Genomic DNA, 17,866 nt, shown 5'->3' with positions numbered 1-17,866 from the left:
TTGTTAAGACTAGCAAATATAGTTTTTTTTGAGTTTTTGACAAGATTTAATTTTATTTTAAGCAAAAAAGCTGCAGATTAATCTACAGCTTTTACTTGTATTGGATGAAAAAGAAATTAATTAACTCCTTTTTCCTTCATTATTTTATTTAATCTTTTTAAAATTGATAAGCCTAAAAGCGTTGCCAAAAGTAATAAACCAAAATTAACGATAAAAAAATTGGCCTTGTTATCATAATCATACCAAAAACTTGCTAAAACTCCTGAAAGTTTGTTTCCGATGGATGTTGAAAGGAAAAAACCTCCCATCATTAAGGCTGTTAACCTTGGTGGTGAAAGTTTTGACACCAACGATAATCCCATAGGTGAAAGACAAAGTTCGCCCACTGTAATTACTCCATACGCGGCAACCAGCCACAATGCGGAGACTTTAATCCATCCGTTTTGACCGGCATATACAGCGCCAACCATTACCAGACATGACAAAGCCGATATAAATAACCCTAAAACAATTTTTGAAGGTGTGCTTGGCTCTTTTCCTTTTCTTCGCAGCATCATAAAAAATGCAACTACAACCGGTGTAAGTAAAATGACCCAGCCAGGATTGATAGATTGAAATAATTCTGTATTGTAAAGGCTGACTTGCTGCGCAGGGTCAGAATTCAGTTTTGTACGTTCAGCTTTGGAAATATTTCTAAAATATATATCTTTTCCATTTTCTTTTAAAGCTTTTCCATCCTCCTTTTTAACCTGATACTGATCATCATATACGGAAACTTCTTTATCCTGGAAGTCTTTTTTATCGACTAAGAAAATAGCTTCAAGAGGTTTTTCCAGTGGAGCAGGTACCGATCTGTCTGTGTAATAATTTGCCCAACGTGTTAAAGCAGTTCCGTTTTGCTTAAAAACCGCCCAAAACATTAAACTTACGGCAAAGATGGCAAGCAAGGCACCGATTGGCTTTTTATCTTCTGCATTGGCTTTTACGTAAAGCATAACGTAGAAATAGATTACCGGGACACATGCAAAAATAAAGGCGTCTGTGCTATCACTTCCAAAAATATTATCCGGAATAAACCATCCGATAAGCCCAAATATAATAGCAGGTAAAAATACCTTTAATAAAATATCAGAAATTTTGGTATCACCTTCCTGTACGGGTTTTAGAATATTGGCTTTTAGAATATGTCTTCTACCGATTGTAAAAACCAGCAATCCTATAAACATTCCGACTCCTGCAGTCATAAAAGCGGGACCCCAACCATATTTGTTTCGCATAAAGGCCGCAATAATATTGCAGACAAATGCCCCGATGTTGATCCCCATATAAAATATGTTATAACCGGCGTCTTTATTGGCTTTGTAAGGTTCTTCGTTGTATAAATTACCTAAGAGTGTAGATATACTTGGCTTGAAAAAACCGTTTCCGATGATAATTAATCCTAATGAGGCATAAAAAAGAGGAAGCTCCTTAAACAAACCGACGCCTATATATCCTAATCCCATCAGGAAACCTCCGATGTAGATAGCTTTTATGTAACCCAAAACTCTGTCGGCTAAAAAACCACCTAAAAAAGGGGTCAAATATGTAAGAGCGATAAAAGTTCCGAAGATATCGTCTGCATTTTTATCGTCAAATGCCAAACCGCCTTTTTCGCTGTCTATCATGTAGAGTACAAAGATTCCGAGGATAAGATAATAGCCGAAACGCTCCCACATTTCTGTGAAAAATAAGTACGGAAGGCCTTTTGGGTGTTTGGTTTTCATAATTCAAATTTCAAATTTTTCAAAAATAGCTTTTTAATTTGAAATTTTATAAAAAAACCTTTCAGGATGATTCTGAAAGGTTGAAAATATATTTTATTTATTTTTTATTATTGGTGGAGGAGGATTGGTATACATTACTTCCTCAACAATATCAGATTTAGTTGATTGTTCAGTTTTAGAAATTCCGTAAAGTTTTGATTTGTGAATTAGCGCTAGTAAAAAATACTGTATAAATATTTTTTCATTTCTTATTTATAAATTTTCCAAAATAAAATCTGTCATTTTCTGGTACAGTTGAGGTCTGGTCTGTCCGCCATAAATTCCGTGGTTTTTGTCGGGATATGCCATAAATTCAAATTGCTTTTTGTTCTGAATCAACGCTTCAGAAAACTCCAGCGAATTTTGGAAATGTACGTTGTCATCGGCAGTTCCGTGGATCAGTAGAAATTTACCTTTTAATAAATTGGCATACGTTGTCGGCGAATTGTCATCATAACCAGTCGGATTTTCCTGCGGTGTCAGCAAAAATCTTTCGGTATACACAGAATCATAATATCTCCAGTTGGTTACCGGTGCAACGGCAATTCCTGTTTTGAAAACATCTGCGCCTTTTGTCATTGCCAAACTTGCCATGTAACCCCCGAAACTCCATCCGAAAATACCGATTCTGCTTTTGTCGATGTAAGATTGGGTTCCGAACCATTTTGCGGCAGCAATCTGATCTTCAATTTCATATTTCCCTAAGTTTTTAAAGGTTACTTTTTTAAATTTAGCTCCCTTAAAACCTGTTCCACGCCCATCTACACAAGCCACGATGTATCCTTTCTGAGCCAGCATTTCAAACCAGAGCGCGTTTCCGTTATCCCAGGAATTTGCAACCTGCTGCGATCCCGGACCAGAATACTGGAACATGAATAACGGATACTTTTTGTTCGGATCAAAGTTTTTTGGCTTAATAATCCATGCGTTCATCTGATCTCCGGCTTCGTTGGGAATTGTAATGAACTCTTTATTAACAAAATTATCAGCCTGTAGTTTTTTCAGCTGGTCATTATTATTCTGAAGCTCTTTCACTGTTTTCCCTGATCCGTTTTTTAAAACATAGGTGTACGGTTTTGAAACGGTAGAAGAAGTTTCAATAAAATAATTATAATTTTTGCTGAAATTGGCCGAATTATTCCCTTCAGCATTAGAAATCAGCTGTGCTTTCCCGTTCTGAATATTGATTTTGGAAACTACCTTATTGATGCTTCCTTTTTCAGTGGTCTGTACGTAAATCTCATTAGATTTAGGGTTATAACCATAATAATCGGTTATTTCCCAATTTCCTTTCGTGATCTGTTTTTTCAATTTTCCATCTTTGTCATACCAATACAGATGGCGGTTTCCGTCTCTCTCAGATCCCCAAAGAAAACTGTTGTCTTCTAAAAATTCAAGTGTTACATTGTCTGTATCAATCCATTTATCATCCGTTTCAGTAAATAGTTTTGTAACTTCACCTGTTTTTGTATTTACCTTCAAAACATCAGAAGCATTTTGAGTTCTCTGTGAAGTGATCAAAACAATTTCATCAGCATTTGAAGTTTGAATAACATTCGGAATGTAATAGTTTTTAAATTGATCTAAATTGACTTTAGTCTTTTTTCCGTCTGCCAAATGATAAGTATATGCCGATGCCACAGAGTTTTTTTCTCCGGCTTTCGGATATTTGTAACGCATCTCGGTTGGGTACAGCGATTTCCCATACATCGGAATGTAAATTTCCGGAACATCAGTTTCTACCAGCTTTACAAATACTATATCGGCAGAGTTTTTCGTCCATTCATACAATCTCGCATGACCGAATTCTTCTTCATACACCCAGTCAGCAAGACCGTTCAAAACTTTGTTTTTTACTCCATGCTCCGTAATTTGTGTGATTTTTCCTGAACTAAGATCCTGAAAGAATAAATTATTATCGACGATGAAAGAAATCTTAGTGGCGTCGGGAGAAAATCTAGGTTCCTGAACAAATTTACCTTCGTTCAGGCTTGTCGTTTTTCCAGATTTTAAATCTTTTATGTCATATTTTCCTAAAAAAGAGTGTCTGTAAATCGGTTGGCTATCTTTTAAAAGAAGAATTTTTGACTCATCATCAGAAAATTCATAGCTTTCAAAACTTCCGTCAACCAAATTTCCTTCCTTCTGAGAGGTTTTATAAGAATATTTTGCAATTCCGCCCTGCTCGATGACAAGATAATTTTCACCGTTTTTCATAGACGTGATTCCGGCAATACCTTTTCCGCGGTAATATCCCGAATATATTTTATCTAAAGTGATTTCCTGCGCCGCTACATTTTGAAACACAGCAACAAGACTAAGTGTAAGTAAAAGTTTTTTCATTTTAAATCTAAATGTCGTAAGACTTCAAATATAGTAATTTATAAAAAAAGCCGGCAGAGATTTTTTCTGCCGGCTGTATAATGTTTTTAAATATTTTATTTATCCCAATTATAAACACTTTTTGTGTCAAAATGATTGGCGTCTAATTTTCTGAGGAAAATTATTCTGTCAGATTCAGGAATGTATCTTATTGAAGTTAAGACAGGTTCACCGCTTTTTACGGTTCCGTTTCCTTCACTATTGTTATTGATGCTCAAAGTTCCCGATTTTGCTGTATTTCCCATTTTGAAGGCTGTTAAATTATAATTGTCGGTAAATAGATAATTTGAGCTACCTTTCACAAAATAGCCTACTTTTCCGTTGCTTCCCGTTGGAGTCGAGCTTGTAGCGCCATCAGAACTTACTGCGAACCATCTTCCTGTTCCGTAGGTGATAATAGGATCTGGGAAACGATTTGACGAGGTAGACTGCGGCATTCTTTTGTTAATGTCAAATCCGTACAGATATGTTTTACCGTTCACAACCTGGGCAATCGGAATATCTATACCAGACATTGTTGTATTATTTCTGTATTCCGGAACTTCACTCATGGCAATATTTCCGTTTTGAAGATTGATGAATGCCATATCAGCAAAATTACTCTGATTAACTCTGATCCCCGTAAAGTAACCGAATGACACAAGATAATCCTGATCATTAATAGAAACCGGAGTTAATGTTTTCAAGATCAGTTTTTCTTTTAAAGGAATTTCCTGTTCGCCTTGCGCCGAAACATACACCAATTTTGAAGACTCTTTCCAGCCGGTAGATTTTCTTAAAATCAATACTCTCCCGGAATTGGTTACTGCAAGCTCATCTTCCATATAATCGGTATCCAGTGTGATCTCTTTTTCCCATTTCTTTGAAAGTGTGGCAAGATCAATCACCATATTATCAATAGTATTGGCTGTTTTTTTAGAGACCGATCTGTCATTGATGATCGCAGCATATTTTCCGTTTTCTGAGAATCTGACATAGGTTGTACCTTGCTTTAAACCAGATTCTACGAAAAGTTTTGCAATGCTTGTGGTGATAAAATTACCATCTTTTTTATTGAAAACGTGCTGATAGATTTCTTTTCTGTTTGTTTTGTTTTGAATCTCTTCAGTGAAAACTACAAACTGATCTTTGCCGATCTCTGTAGATCCCAGATAATTGTGAATAACGCCGTTTGTTTTATTGGCATAATCTTTAATAAAAGTATCGATAAGGCTTCCGTTCTGATCAAGTTTCCTGATGATTATTTTTTTATGAGGATAACTGCTGTAGCCGTCTTCATTAATATCACTGAATACATACTGATTATAGTCATCACAAAGAACGAGCTTGATATCTTTTTCATATTGAGAATTATATTCAAAACCTTCTCCGTAAACGAATTTCTTCTGCCCGAAAGCCAATGCACTGACTACTGATAGTGTAATGATAAATGTTTTTTTCATCTTAATTATAAAGTTTTTGTTCCAGAGCTTTCAGCTCATAATTTTGGTCAAAAGATAATTTTAAATCTACCAGGTGTTCCTGCATTTCGTTAAGATACTTTTCTGCCTCTGTTTTATTTCCCAATGCAAGATTTAGACGTATTAAATTTAAATATAAATAGGTTGCGATTTTGCCGTTGAATATTGCTTTTTTATCGTTGTAATCGATCTTTTTAAGAGTTGCTTTCCAGATGTCAATACCTTTGTTCAAATTTTCAAAAGCTGTTTTGTTGGGAGCGTAATCTGGTTTTGCCTGCATTTTTTTAAGATTCGTTGTCACGTAAATATGCGCTTTTTCCAAATCGTCATATTCTCCTTTGTTTTTTACACTTTCTAATTTTACCGTTGAGATAATTTTTGAGAAGCCATAGTTTTCAGCCAGAATATCATTGATCTTAGCAATCACCTTCTGAAGATAATTTTTTTCGTGAGCACTCAAGTTGATTTCATTAGTGGGGCTAGAAGCGATCTCCTCAAAATCTGAAAACAGATTTTTATCAATTTTTACTGTTCCACCTTGCTTTACGACTAACTTTGTAGGCTGATTGGCAAATGATTTTCCTGCATTATCCTGAAAATTTGTTCTCTCCATATTGATGGCAATATCAATGTAATTTCCGCCTCTTGTGAAGCCGTCAATCGATATTTGAGAAGCAAGGACCTTATTGTCAACTATTAGTGCATTTCGAAGATCAGGCTCAGTGTACAATGGTTTTTGCGGGATATTCATTTGCGGACGCGATGGCAGTCTCAAAACCGGTGGCATTGCATTCATAGCAATTTTTTCTACAGTTTTCATTTTGTTATACTGCTCAGATTCTGTTCTGTATTTTTCGTTAAGTCTTTTTACGTCAGCTTCATAGTCTTTTAATTTTTCAGCGTGTTGATTTTTGGCATCTTGTACGCTTTGGTCATAATTATCTACATTTTTCTGATGTTTGTCTTTTGCCTCTTTTATGGCATCTTCTTTTGTGATATTATACGGTGAATTGACAGTGACAGAATAATTTCTGTTTTGAGCTTCCACAGCATTAGTCGGTTCTTTTAGTAATTGAAAGGAAATATTCTCAGCATCAATTCTTTGAGCATGGCCCAATATTGCTGTACATGATAGAAAAATAGAAAAAATAAAACTCAGTTTCATATAGGTAAGATTTTGCGCAAATTTAATTTTTTTTTAATTAGTAGATGCTTAAATCAAAAATTTCTAAATAAATATATTTATTGATGTTTATAATGTAAATAAATGACTACCTTATTAGTGTCAATGTTGTAACAGATAAAGAGGTACTAAATTTTGGCAGAAAAATTGAATATATTTTTTAACATTAAAAATGATAATTATGGAAACAAATGCACATCATCAGAAACTGAATAAATACGAATTGGATGATCAAATTGTGTACACCGGTTTTTCAAGCATTAAAGACGCACAGGAGCATGCTGATAAAATTGGTGGAACTGTAGTAGAAGTTGGTTTTAAAGATGGAAATGACAATCCGCAAATTACTTCGGAAGCTGGTCTTATAGAAAAAAACCTTCATTATTATGTAGATGCAGGTGATGAGTATAAATTCATTCATTCATCAGATCCCGGTTTCAAGCAATATGCCGATGAGCTGCAAAAGATGCAGTCAAAAATGAGAGGTGACGCACCTGATGAAAGATATCTTGCCAATTTTGAAATCGAAAATGCCGAAGACCCCATTATTGTCATCAAAAATGATAAATTGGAATCTGTGACATCAAGAGAACGTTCAAAATATTTGAAGCATGCCCATGTTTATGAAATTGGAGTTTCTATATCTAAATCTTAAATATATCAATGATGAGCAAGACTAAATATTCAGAGAAAGCTCAGGAAAAAGTGGGAAAGGTGATGAAAGAATTTAAAGATGGAAAGCTCAAGTCATCATCCGGCAAGAAAGTGACAGATAAAAAGCAGGCAGTAGCCATCGGAATATCTGAAGCACGTGAAAAAGGTTTGAAAGTACCTAAAGAGAAAAAGAAAAAAGATTAATTGTAAAAAAACCTTCCGTGAACTGCGGAAGGTTTTATATTTTTACATTTTCTGGTTGTAAAGAACTTCATAATATTCATCAGCCATTCGGTCGCTGTTGAACTGGTCTTTGACATCATTCATAGCATTTTGCTGTATTTTTCGCCATTTTTTCGGCTCGTCATAATAAGTAGGAAGGATTTCCTTTTCAAGGATTTCATATAATGCATTAAGATCATAATTATCCTGTTCGTAAATACTCATTTTTTCGTAATCACACTTGGGGACGACGAAAGAATTTTCACCATGTTTTGCAAATTCAGGAATCCATCCATCGTCAGTCGACAGGTTTACCGAGCCGTTCATTGCAGCAGACATCCCAGAAGTTCCCGAAGCTTCTCTTGGCACTCTCGGGTTGTTGAGCCACAAATCTGAGCCTTGTTTCAGAGATTTGCTTAAAGATAATTCATAACCCGTCAAAACGGCCATATTTGCGTGGTTTTTACTTTCTTCTACCAAAGTATTGAATGTTGAAATAGAAGAATAATCCATTGGATAAGGCTTTCCTGCCCAAATAATCTGCACCGGATATTTCGGATTGTTCAGCAGTTTATAAAATCTGTCTTTATCATGAAGCAGCAGATCTGCACGTTTGTATCCTGCAAATCTTCTAGCCCAGACAATGGTAAAAACGTTTGGATTAAACAGATTTCCCGTTTGGTCTGCAACAATATTAAAAAGTCTTTTCTTCAAGGTTTTTTTGCGGTAATCAAAAACAGTTTCATCGTTTTCGTCTTTCGCATTATAAAGCTGCTTATCAGACCAATATTTAAATTCCTGAGCATTGGTAATTGATTTGATCTCGCAAATTCCAGAATATTTACTCCACATCGCTCTGGAAACCACACCGTGAAGCTGAGAAACTCCATTGGCTATTCTTGCCATTTTTAATGCACAGAGAGAATGATTGAAAAGCTCACCGTCAGAACCTTCCAGTTTTTTCGCTTCCTCCATACTCATGCCTGAAAAATACGACATATCGTAGCATAATTTAAGATTATGCTTTTCGTTCCCGGCTTCTTCTGGTGTATGTGTCGTGAAAACTAATTTTTCTTTTACTTTTTTAAGATTTCCATCGTATTTTTTTAACAGATAAAATGCTGCAGGAAGCCCGTGTGCTTCATTTAAATGATACACTTCTCTTTCGATATTAAGCTCATCTATTAGTTTTGCACCACCTTTTCCCAATAAAATATATTGAGCCAACTTCGTAGATTCATTGGCATCATATAGTTTATGGCTGATTGTTTTTGAGATATGATCATTTTCCGGAACGTCTGTAGAAAGAAAAAACATCGGCGCTGTATGGAAAATTTCAGGGTCAAGATACCATACTTTTACCCAAACTGGTGCGCTGTGAATTTCAATCTGAAATTTAATCCCTGTATCTTCCAAAAAGCTGTACATTTTCCTCGTCCATGTCGGCTGTAAGGTCTGATCATGATTTCTTGCCTGATCGTAATAGCCGAATTTCCAAAGAATGCCAATTCCTACCAAATCCTGTTTCAGATTGTAAGCGCTTCTCATGTGAGAGCCTGCGAGAAATCCCAATCCACCGGAATATATTTTTAGTACTTGCTCAAGGGCAAATTCCATCGAAAAATAGGCAATTTTTTTAGAATACTTCTCGTCAATGCTGTAAGGTATTTTAAAGTTTTTAAAATCCATAAAATTCAATTATTGTGTTTAAAGTTTCAAAGGTATTGATTAAGAAAATAAACTTTACATTAATTATATAATAAATATTTTTAAATCTTTCTGGTGAATAGTTTTTTTTACTACCTTTAAAATATAAATTTTTGATAATCAAAAACTTCCAGCAATGAAAAAGATTTTTTCTGATGAAGATTTAATCAAGAATCTGAGCTTATACTATCTTAATCAGCATCTGAAAAAGAAACCGATGGAGAAATACCATCGCACAATCGACGAATCTCCTCTTCATGACCGGGAAAAATATAAAAAGAAAACAGAGATTTTACTGCTCAATTCTTTTATGCACCATTTTCCTGAAATTACATTTGAAAATCTTACCTGCGAGAGCCCGGATTTTATCGCAAAATTTAACAACAAAAAGATAGGGATAGAATTGACAGAAGTCATCAATCATCTTGAAATGAAGAAGGTTGAAAGTAATCTGAACAAAATATTCCGTCAGGCAGAAATATTATTAGAAAAGGAAGACACCACGAAATATCGTGGTGTTTATTTTTTATCATTTCGTACTCCTTTGAAATTTGACAACCCCGAACAGCAGGAGGAAATCATTTTTAGTATTTATAAAAGCATCAAAAAAAATAAGGCAGTAGGATGTGTAAAGAGCATCCGGAAATCGTCTCACCGCAGAAATGTTTTTATTACCCATGAATACAATATGAATCTCTTTGACGAGCTCTGTTCTGAGAAAATTTTAGAAATCATAGAAAAGAAAAACGAAAAATTTCCTTACTATGACAGATCAGTTGATGAGTGTTGGCTGGTGATTGTTTCTGATATGAATTCTTTGGCATCAAGATATACTTTCATTCAGGATAAAGAGCATTTGGATGAGGTGAAAAGCCCGTTTCATAAAATTTTTCACCTGGAAAACCTATGTGGTAATATGACGAGCATTAAGTAATTCTTAATATCAGTATTGAATATGTAAATAAATAATATTTTTTTTATTAAATACTTTGCTATTATCATTATTTGGTGATTATAATTTAAATTTTAGTATATTTGATACGGTTTAAACACTAATAATCACTTCTATATGAAAAAAACTCTACTTTTTATTTTGTTTTGTATTTCGCAGAGCTTATTTTCTCAGGCAGATTGTTCGACGGCATTAACGGTCTGTGGAAATTCTACAATTAACTACGGCCCGACAGGAATCGGAGCGGTAAATGAGTCATTAGGCGGCTGTCTAACTACCGGAGAGCATAACTCTATATGGTACAAACTTACCATTGCTACAAGTGGAACATTGACTTTCAATTTGGTTCCTAATGATCCGGATGCAGATTATGACTGGGCAATCTACGGGCCTAATGTAGCGTGCGGAAGCTTAGGTACGCCTATTCGCTGTAATGCTGCAACAGTACTCGGAGTAGGAGCGTCTACAGGTCTGAATATGACCAGTACGATTACCAATGCTGCCGGAGGTTCACTCACACCTTATTGTCAGTACTTAGATGTAGTAGCAGGTCAGACATATTATTTATACATCGATAACTGGGTAGGTGCCGGCGCAAGTACGGTTGCTCCATTTTCTTTAACCTGGGGAGGTACGGCTACATTGGCTTCGCCATTTACACATCCTGCATTGCAGCCTAATCCATTTGTTGCTCCGGGAGTTCCTGCAGCAAATCCTGCTGATCCAAAAGAGGTCATCATTTGCGTAAGTCCTGCGGTTTTTGATTTCAATACACTTACAGCTGGAATTCTCAATGGAAACCCCAATTTTGTAATTTCTTATCATACTACACAGAACGATGCATTGGCCGGAACAAACCCAATCACAGCACCTATTACCGTAAATACTACAACAGTTTACTATTACAGCATACGGTACCAGGATCCAGTGAATCCAACAAATCCGATTAATTTTTGTAGACAAATAGGTCCTTTTAAATTTAAGCAGGGCAATATAAATGCTCTTGATAAAACATTATTGGCCTGTAACAACAACAAAACGGGTACAGCGGTTTTTAATCTTACATCGGCGGCAGTTTTTACAGGTCCAAACGTGACCATAAAATATTATCCGACAATGGCTAACCTGAATGCAGGTACACTTGAAATCACCAATCCTACTCAGTATGTATCTGCAGGCGGGGTGATATATGCTTTAGTGAAAACAGCCGAAGGATGCTCTGATACGGCTGCAATTACATTGAATTTTTATCCGGAAGTAGTGGTTAATGATGCCGTTTTACGCTTCTGTGCACTACAGCAAAATTTAGTTACTGCAGCGTTTAATCTTACTACAGCAAATGTGACGTTACAAACCGGGATCACAAAAAAATATTATAAATCTTTGCAGGATGCAATAAATGGAACCAATGAAATATCAACACCTGCCGCATATATCGCTCCAAGCGGTGTCGTTTACATTAAAGTGACTGATGGAAATGGATGTTACGCTGTTGCTAAAGTTACATTAGAAGTAATTCCTCCTGTTTATTCGGCAATTTTAAAGGATAAAATCATCTGTATTGAAGATAAAACCACTCTTGATGCAGGTGTAGGATTCGACGGATATGAATGGAGTACCGGCGCAACAACACAGATCATCACAAACGTGGGTGTTGGAACATACTGGGTAAAATTAAAAACAGGAGAATGTATCTCATATCAAACGGTAAAGGTATATGCTTCTGAGCAGCCCGTCGTAACAAGTGTAGAAATCTCAAATACCACAGTTACCGTAAATGTCAACGGCGGTAATGCTCCTTACAAATATTCTATGGATAATATCAATTGGCAGGATTCTAATGTGTTTAATAATATTTCGAGAGGTGATCATGTTATTTATGTAAAAGATTCTTATGATTGCGAACCAATAACGGTCAATATTGTAGTTCCTAATTTAATCAACGTGATTACGCCCAATGGTGACGGCATCAACGATATCATTGATTATTCTGCTCTAGGACATAAACAAAATTTAGTGTTCAATATATTTGACAGATATGGGAATAAAATCTTCCAGGCAGATAAATTAAACAATTATAAATGGGATGGAACATCAGGAGGTAAAAAAGTTCCTACCGGAAATTATTGGTATTCTGTAATATGGAACGAAAATGATCAGAAGAATACCCTATTCAAATATACAGGTTGGGTAATGGTGAAAAACAGAGAATAATTATAATTAAATACAAAAAACCATCTTGAGAAAGGTGGTTTTTTTAATTAAAAATATTGGTATCTTTAAAATAATCTGATAGATACTGAATTTTTCCGCATTCTGAAAATTGAATAATAGTGCAAATTTCGTTTTTGTACGTGCCTTTTCCATACATATTCCCTAAAGAATTGGTCTGATAAAAAAATTTGTTATTTCCTAAGGGGAAAATTTCAGATACGCTCCATTCGATATTTTCATAACGTCTAAAAATAGCTCTGAACAAAGCCAAAATCCTGGTTTTACCAGAAATTTCTTCTGTGGGCGGAATCCATAATACAGTTTCGTCAGTAAACCATTTTTCCAGCTTTTCAATATTCAGGGAATTTAAATCCTGCATAAAATGGCTAACCATACAATTCATTTATCGGAGTTTATATTTATATACGCAAAAAGCTGTTATCCGGATTTTTTGCTCAAACGAAAAGCCTCCAAGTAAGAACTAAGTTTTGCGAAAGGTAGTGAAATAAATGCCATTTAAAATTCATAATAACAGCATAATAGATTGAATCGATCCAATTTCATACTAAATTCATTATCTTTGCACCCACAAATTCAGGAACAGAAAAAATGTCTCACATTCACAGAACTGCCGCATTTCATACGCTTGGCTGCAAATTAAATTTTGCGGAAACATCTACCATTGCCCGCCAATTGACAGATGCAGGTTACGATAAGGTAGGTTTTGATGGGAAAGCAGATGTGTATGTTATCAACACATGTTCGGTGACAGAAAATGCCGACCGCGAGTGTAAGCTTCATGTAAAAAGAGCAATGAAAGCCAATCCTGAAGGTCTGGTTGTCATTATAGGATGTTATGCTCAATTAAAACCGGAAGAAATTTCACAGATTACGGGCGTAGATTTGGTTCTTGGAGCCAAAGAAAAATTCAATATTTTAAGTTATCTTGATGATCTGGAAAAGTCTCAAAGTGAGGGTGTTGTGCATTCTTGCGAAATTGAAGAAACAGATTTCTTCATTGGAAGCTATTCTATCGGAGACCGAACGCGAGCTTTCCTGAAAGTTCAGGATGGCTGCGATTACAAATGCACATATTGTACAATTCCTTTAGCCAGAGGGATTTCCCGTTCGGATACTATTGAAAATGTTCTTAAAAACGCTAAGGAAATTGCTGAAAAGGGCATCAAAGAAATTGTTCTTACAGGTGTAAACATCGGAGATTACGGTAAAGGCGAGTTTGGAAATAAAAAGCATGAGCATACTTTTTTAGATTTAATTAAAGAATTAGATCAGGTTGACGGTATCGAAAGAATCCGTATTTCGTCAATCGAACCGAATCTTTTGAAAGATGAAAGCATTGAGTTGGTATCTAAAAGTAAAAGCTTTGTTCCGCATTTTCACATTCCGCTGCAATCGGGAAGTGATGATTTATTGAAAAAAATGAAGCGTCGCTATCTGACCAGATTATACAACAACAGAGTCAATAAAATACGCGAGGTGATGCCCGATGCGGCCATTGGTGTTGATGTCATTGTTGGCTTTCCGGGTGAAACAGAAGAACTATTTATGGAAACTTATAACTTTCTAAATGAACTTCCGATTTCTTATCTGCACGTTTTTACCTATTCTGAAAGAGAAAATACGGAAGCCGCAGAAATGGATGGTGCAGTTCCGATTCCTGAAAGAAAACGACGCAACAAAATGTTGAGAATTCTTTCTGAGAAAAAGAAAATGGCATTCTACCAGACTCAGCTTGGGCAAACACTTCCTGTACTTTGGGAACACGAAAATAAGGACGGAAAAATGTACGGTTTCACAAAAAATTATGTGAGAGTGCAGAAAGATTTTGATTCGGCATCTGTTAATCAGATTGAATTCTTAAAATTAGAAAAAATAGAGTCTGATGGTACAGTTTCTGTGCAATCGTCTTACGAAAGTTTTTTATCAAAAGTATAATCCGACAGCTTTATTTCTACTAAATTATGCTTGTTACATGATGATTTGATTAATCAATAAATAAAAACTCCGCCTCAAAATATTTGAAGCGGAGTTTTTTATTTTATACCAGCTTAAGTTCTTGGCGTAGTCTTATACACCTGAAAGTTAAAAATAAATGTTCTGTTTCTGAAAGAATATCCACTGTAATTATAATGTGAATCTCTGGCAAATGCCGCTCTTGAAGGGACAATAATTACACCCTGAAGGTTATAGTTTTCATCATCAGCTTTATTGAAAGCTTTGAATTTCTGCAATGCTTCTTTAAAGCCCTCAATTTCGTAAAAATTACGGTCTGTATTTTTGTATAATGCCATTTTTGCATCTGTTACATAATAAAACATAGGGTCAACAATAGGAGAACCTGTACCGTCCAGTGGGCTGTAATTTACAAACTGCTCTGTAGTAAGAAATTTGGTTTCACCATCTGTGTTACCTGCAAGAGAAGTTCTGGCACGCATCATCAATCTTACAATGTCTGTGGGCGCAATTGTAGTTCCGGGCGTTGGCTGAGCATTGTTTCTTACGATGTAAATTACACCTGAAGGCAAAGTCTGAGGATTTAAATTAATCAGTTTAACTTCATTATCATCAGCTGCATCCGTGCTGCTGAAAGATTTTATATTACCCTGCGCATCCAGGTAATTATCATTCAAAAATTTTTGAATAGCCTGATCGTCATACGTGTTTTGAGTTGCAATGTTTTCAGGCTCAACATATGTTGCTACTTCATCATCATCTTTTTTACAAGCCGAAAAACACAAAGATCCGGCAAGGATATACAAAAATATTTTTTTCATTTCAAAAACTTTAATTACTTTACAGATAATATAACGGCAAAAGTATAAAAAATAATGAGAATAGATAAATTTTTATGGAGTATTCGCTTTTACAAGACCAGAAGTATTGCTACGGATGAGATCAAAAAGAACAGAGTATCAATAGGAGACTCTGTAGTAAAGTCGTCTAAAGAGGTGAAGGAGGGTGATGTAATAAAAATCCGTAAAAATCAGATCGATTATAAAATAAAAGTCATACAGATCCCCAAAAGCAGAATTGGGGCAAAATTAGTTTCCCTACATATTAAAGATGTTACCGACAAAGAGCAGTATGAGATATTGAAAGTCCGCAAAATGACTCAAAGCTATTACCGCGACAGAGGTGAAGGAAGACCTACCAAAAAAGACAGAAGAGAAATTGATGGCTATGTAGAAAATGATGTTGATGCAGATTTTACAGACTGGGATGATTTTTTTGGGGAGAATAATTCGGAAGAAGAAAAAGATTCATAAATATAATTTATCAATGATCTCGTTCATGATTTCTTCAGGTTGTTTAGAATCTGTCCCGATGATGAATTGAGCTTTACGGTAAAATTCATTCCTCTCGAAGAGATGTTTAGCAATAAACTCGGGAAGGTTTTCGTCTGAAATATTTGCAATTAAGGGCCTTTTCTCCTTTTGTTTTGAAATTCTTTCCACTAAAGTATTGACAGATGATCTTAGAAAAATGCTTTTAGAATTATGGTTAATGATTTCCATATTGTTGTAATAAACAGGTGTTCCTCCGCCCAAGCTCAAAACAATGTTTTCTTCGGTTGCCAGAATCTCTTCTAATGTTTCTCTTTCAAGCTTGCGGAAATAGATTTCGCCCTTTTTTTCGAAGATTTCGGGGATCGTCATTTTATTCCGCTTAGAAATTTCTCTATCAAGGTCGATGAGTTTAAAATTAATTTTTTCGCTTAAAATTTTGGAAATGTGAGATTTGCCACTTCCCATGTATCCGACCAGTGAAATTATCATGAATTTATTTTGAACAAATTTGCGAAAAAGTTTTGAGATAATGAAAAAAGCTCTATCTTTGCACCACTAAAAACAAGGACATCAATTGCGATGAAATCTTGATTACATAGTGGCCGACTCGGTAGCTCAGCTGGTAGAGCAATACACTTTTAATGTATGGGTCCTGGGTTCGAATCCCAGCCGGGTCACTAGCAAAAAATTTGTATTTTTTATAATTTTTTTGCCTGCGTGGTGAAATTGGTAGACACGCCATCTTGAGGGGGTGGTTTCCTAAGGATGTGCTGGTTCGAGTCCAGTCGCAGGCACTGCAAAAAAAAATTTGATAAGTCTGAAAATTATTTTATATTTATCGAATGTAAAAACAAGACCGACTCGGTAGCTCAGCTGGTAGAGCAATACACTTTTAATGTATGGGTCCTGGGTTCGAATCCCAGCCGGGTCACAAGTTTACTGAAAAGTAAATTTTTTTCATATTAATATTTTGTGATTTGGTGTTCAAAGGCTTCCTTCAGGAGGCCTTTGATTTTTTATTTATGCCTAATCTAGATGCATATTGTCGATTAATCTCACACCATCTACCACCACGACGATAAACGCCCTGTACAATTTATCTTTATAAAAAAAATCGGTTTCTTTCAAAGTTTTTTCGTCAGCGATCATGAAGTATTCAAGATTCATGCCTTTTTGGTCATCAAAAATATCTTTTACTCTATTTTTTATTTCGGAAACAGAAACTACTCTAAACCAATCATTTACTTTTACTAATGTTTCATAGATGATTTTAGCTTCATCTCTCCTGCTCTCTGTCAATCTTTGGTTTCTTGAGCTTAAAGCCAATCCGTTTTCCGCCCTGTAAATATCTACTCCTACAATATTGATATGAAGTTGTTTTTTTTCGGTCATTTTACGGATGATTGCCAATTGCTGAAAATCTTTCTCGCCAAAATAGGCATTGTCGGGTTTTACCTGTCTGAATAGCTCTTCAACAACAGTTCCTACACCATCAAAGTGTCCGGGCCGGGATTTTCCTTCCATTTCGTTTTCTAAGCCATCAAAATCGTAATGCAGGCTTTCTGCTTTCTCGGGATAAATATCTTGCACTTCGGGAATATAAACGGCATCTACCAAACCTGATTTCTCAAGCATAGAGAGGTCTCTGTCTACATCCCTCGGATATTTTTTTAAATCTTCCGCATTGTTAAATTGGGTGGGGTTCACAAATATTGAAGAAATCACCAAATCATTTTCTGTACGTGCAGCTTCATACAAAGAAAGGTGACCATTGTGTAACGCACCCATCGTCGGGGCAAAACCAATTTTCTTTCCCATTTCTTTTTGTCTTTCAATAAAGTCTTGAAGTGTTTTTTTGTTTCTTAGAACTTCCATAATTTATTTTAATAGCGAATCAAAAATAGTAAATTATCTCATAAGAATTTTCAAGATTTAACACTTTGATTTAGGCCTTTATCGTAAAAAAATGTTAATTACAA

The 17,866-nt window shown here is 35.4% G+C and carries 15 protein-coding genes and 3 tRNA genes; 9 read left to right on the top strand and 9 right to left on the bottom strand.

Annotated elements, in window-relative coordinates:
• Positions 1 to 116: 116 nt before the first annotated feature.
• The 4 genes from K0U91_RS02945 to K0U91_RS02930 form a co-directional block, all read right to left on the bottom strand.
• Positions 117 to 1,766, bottom strand: a complete 1,650-nt coding sequence (locus tag K0U91_RS02945; protein WP_219970789.1) for a peptide MFS transporter — start codon at positions 1,764 to 1,766, stop codon at positions 117 to 119.
• A 252-nt stretch (positions 1,767 to 2,018) separates the two neighbouring features.
• A complete protein-coding gene (locus tag K0U91_RS02940; protein WP_220180346.1) occupies positions 2,019 to 4,148 on the bottom strand; it encodes a S9 family peptidase in 2,130 nt (709 codons plus the stop codon).
• A gap of 95 nt (positions 4,149 to 4,243) precedes the next feature.
• Positions 4,244 to 5,629 (bottom strand): hypothetical protein, encoded by a 1,386-nt coding sequence (locus K0U91_RS02935; protein WP_220180345.1) that lies wholly within the window; start codon positions 5,627 to 5,629, stop codon positions 4,244 to 4,246.
• A gap of 1 nt (position 5,630) precedes the next feature.
• Positions 5,631 to 6,812, bottom strand: a complete 1,182-nt coding sequence (locus K0U91_RS02930; protein ID WP_220180344.1) for a hypothetical protein — start codon at positions 6,810 to 6,812, stop codon at positions 5,631 to 5,633.
• 199 nt (positions 6,813 to 7,011) lie between these two features.
• Between K0U91_RS02930 and K0U91_RS02925 the strand changes: the two genes are divergently transcribed.
• Together K0U91_RS02925 and K0U91_RS02920 are read left to right on the top strand one after the other, a co-directional pair.
• The gene (locus K0U91_RS02925) at positions 7,012 to 7,485 is read left to right on the top strand and encodes a hypothetical protein (protein WP_220180343.1); all 474 of its coding nucleotides are present in this window, start codon (positions 7,012 to 7,014) and stop codon (positions 7,483 to 7,485) included.
• Positions 7,486 to 7,496: 11 nt separating this feature from the next.
• Positions 7,497 to 7,688 (top strand): DUF6496 domain-containing protein, encoded by a 192-nt coding sequence (locus tag K0U91_RS02920; RefSeq protein WP_219970794.1) that lies wholly within the window; start codon positions 7,497 to 7,499, stop codon positions 7,686 to 7,688.
• A 42-nt stretch (positions 7,689 to 7,730) separates the two neighbouring features.
• Here K0U91_RS02920 and glgP read toward each other — a convergent pair whose 3' ends face one another.
• Positions 7,731 to 9,395, bottom strand: a complete 1,665-nt coding sequence (gene glgP / locus K0U91_RS02915; protein ID WP_220180342.1) for an alpha-glucan family phosphorylase — start codon at positions 9,393 to 9,395, stop codon at positions 7,731 to 7,733.
• A gap of 154 nt (positions 9,396 to 9,549) precedes the next feature.
• Between glgP and K0U91_RS02910 the strand changes: the two genes are divergently transcribed.
• Together K0U91_RS02910 and K0U91_RS02905 are read left to right on the top strand one after the other, a co-directional pair.
• Positions 9,550 to 10,347, top strand: coding sequence for a hypothetical protein (locus K0U91_RS02910; RefSeq protein WP_220180341.1), 798 nt, complete (start codon positions 9,550 to 9,552; stop codon positions 10,345 to 10,347).
• Positions 10,348 to 10,482: 135 nt separating this feature from the next.
• On the top strand, positions 10,483 to 12,579 hold the full coding sequence (locus K0U91_RS02905) for a T9SS type B sorting domain-containing protein (protein WP_220180340.1): 2,097 nt from the start codon (positions 10,483 to 10,485) through the stop codon (positions 12,577 to 12,579).
• A gap of 43 nt (positions 12,580 to 12,622) precedes the next feature.
• Here the strand turns inward: K0U91_RS02905 and K0U91_RS02900 are convergent, their stop codons facing one another.
• Positions 12,623 to 12,982 (bottom strand): nuclear transport factor 2 family protein, encoded by a 360-nt coding sequence (locus tag K0U91_RS02900; protein WP_220571813.1) that lies wholly within the window; start codon positions 12,980 to 12,982, stop codon positions 12,623 to 12,625.
• Positions 12,983 to 13,188: 206 nt separating this feature from the next.
• Between K0U91_RS02900 and mtaB the strand changes: the two genes are divergently transcribed.
• Positions 13,189 to 14,535 (top strand): tRNA (N(6)-L-threonylcarbamoyladenosine(37)-C(2))-methylthiotransferase MtaB, encoded by a 1,347-nt coding sequence (gene mtaB / locus K0U91_RS02895; RefSeq protein ID WP_220180339.1) that lies wholly within the window; start codon positions 13,189 to 13,191, stop codon positions 14,533 to 14,535.
• Between the two features lie 113 nt (positions 14,536 to 14,648).
• Here mtaB and K0U91_RS02890 read toward each other — a convergent pair whose 3' ends face one another.
• Positions 14,649 to 15,374, bottom strand: a complete 726-nt coding sequence (locus tag K0U91_RS02890; RefSeq protein WP_220180338.1) for a hypothetical protein — start codon at positions 15,372 to 15,374, stop codon at positions 14,649 to 14,651.
• A gap of 54 nt (positions 15,375 to 15,428) precedes the next feature.
• On the opposite strand from K0U91_RS02890, the gene K0U91_RS02885 reads away from it, so the two are divergent.
• On the top strand, positions 15,429 to 15,866 hold the full coding sequence (locus K0U91_RS02885) for an RNA-binding S4 domain-containing protein (RefSeq protein ID WP_219970801.1): 438 nt from the start codon (positions 15,429 to 15,431) through the stop codon (positions 15,864 to 15,866).
• On the opposite strand, the gene K0U91_RS02880 is transcribed toward K0U91_RS02885, so the two are convergent.
• Positions 15,861 to 16,376, bottom strand: a complete 516-nt coding sequence (locus tag K0U91_RS02880; protein ID WP_220180337.1) for a shikimate kinase — start codon at positions 16,374 to 16,376, stop codon at positions 15,861 to 15,863. The two genes, K0U91_RS02885 and K0U91_RS02880, sit on opposite strands and share 6 nt — an antisense overlap.
• Positions 16,377 to 16,491: 115 nt before the next feature.
• Here K0U91_RS02880 and K0U91_RS02875 point away from each other — a divergent pair.
• From K0U91_RS02875 to K0U91_RS02865, 3 genes are all read left to right on the top strand, one after another.
• A tRNA-Lys gene (locus tag K0U91_RS02875) sits at positions 16,492 to 16,564 on the top strand.
• A 34-nt stretch (positions 16,565 to 16,598) separates the two neighbouring features.
• Positions 16,599 to 16,681, top strand: a tRNA-Leu gene (locus tag K0U91_RS02870).
• 64 nt (positions 16,682 to 16,745) lie between these two features.
• Positions 16,746 to 16,818 (top strand) — tRNA-Lys (locus K0U91_RS02865).
• Between the two features lie 95 nt (positions 16,819 to 16,913).
• Here the strand turns inward: K0U91_RS02865 and panC are convergent.
• Positions 16,914 to 17,762, bottom strand: coding sequence for a pantoate--beta-alanine ligase (panC, locus tag K0U91_RS02860; RefSeq protein WP_220180336.1), 849 nt, complete (start codon positions 17,760 to 17,762; stop codon positions 16,914 to 16,916).
• Positions 17,763 to 17,866 lie beyond the last annotated feature (104 nt).

Origin of the sequence: Chryseobacterium sp. LJ668, from assembly GCF_019613955.1 — a bacterium.
Classification (GTDB): domain Bacteria; phylum Bacteroidota; class Bacteroidia; order Flavobacteriales; family Weeksellaceae; genus Chryseobacterium.
The sequence above is the reverse complement of the archived record's forward strand: the minus strand, read 5'-3'. Positions and strand labels throughout refer to the sequence as shown.

Bases quoted from the DNA above. Each gene is read 5' to 3' on its own strand.
- K0U91_RS02945 (WP_219970789.1), bottom strand. From the start codon at position 1,766: ATGAAAACCAAACACCCAAAAGGCCTTCCGTACTTATTTTTCACAGAA.
- K0U91_RS02940 (WP_220180346.1), bottom strand. From the start codon at position 4,148: ATGAAAAAACTTTTACTTACACTTAGTCTTGTTGCTGTGTTTCAAAAT.
- K0U91_RS02935 (WP_220180345.1), bottom strand. From the start codon at position 5,629: ATGAAAAAAACATTTATCATTACACTATCAGTAGTCAGTGCATTGGCT.
- K0U91_RS02930 (WP_220180344.1), bottom strand. From the start codon at position 6,812: ATGAAACTGAGTTTTATTTTTTCTATTTTTCTATCATGTACAGCAATA.
- K0U91_RS02925 (WP_220180343.1), top strand. From the start codon at position 7,012: ATGGAAACAAATGCACATCATCAGAAACTGAATAAATACGAATTGGAT.
- K0U91_RS02920 (WP_219970794.1), top strand. From the start codon at position 7,497: ATGAGCAAGACTAAATATTCAGAGAAAGCTCAGGAAAAAGTGGGAAAG.
- glgP (WP_220180342.1), bottom strand. From the start codon at position 9,395: ATGGATTTTAAAAACTTTAAAATACCTTACAGCATTGACGAGAAGTAT.
- K0U91_RS02910 (WP_220180341.1), top strand. From the start codon at position 9,550: ATGAAAAAGATTTTTTCTGATGAAGATTTAATCAAGAATCTGAGCTTA.
- K0U91_RS02905 (WP_220180340.1), top strand. From the start codon at position 10,483: ATGAAAAAAACTCTACTTTTTATTTTGTTTTGTATTTCGCAGAGCTTA.
- K0U91_RS02900 (WP_220571813.1), bottom strand. From the start codon at position 12,982: ATGAATTGTATGGTTAGCCATTTTATGCAGGATTTAAATTCCCTGAAT.
- mtaB (WP_220180339.1), top strand. From the start codon at position 13,189: ATGTCTCACATTCACAGAACTGCCGCATTTCATACGCTTGGCTGCAAA.
- K0U91_RS02890 (WP_220180338.1), bottom strand. From the start codon at position 15,374: ATGAAAAAAATATTTTTGTATATCCTTGCCGGATCTTTGTGTTTTTCG.
- K0U91_RS02885 (WP_219970801.1), top strand. From the start codon at position 15,429: ATGAGAATAGATAAATTTTTATGGAGTATTCGCTTTTACAAGACCAGA.
- K0U91_RS02880 (WP_220180337.1), bottom strand. From the start codon at position 16,376: ATGATAATTTCACTGGTCGGATACATGGGAAGTGGCAAATCTCACATT.
- panC (WP_220180336.1), bottom strand. From the start codon at position 17,762: ATGGAAGTTCTAAGAAACAAAAAAACACTTCAAGACTTTATTGAAAGA.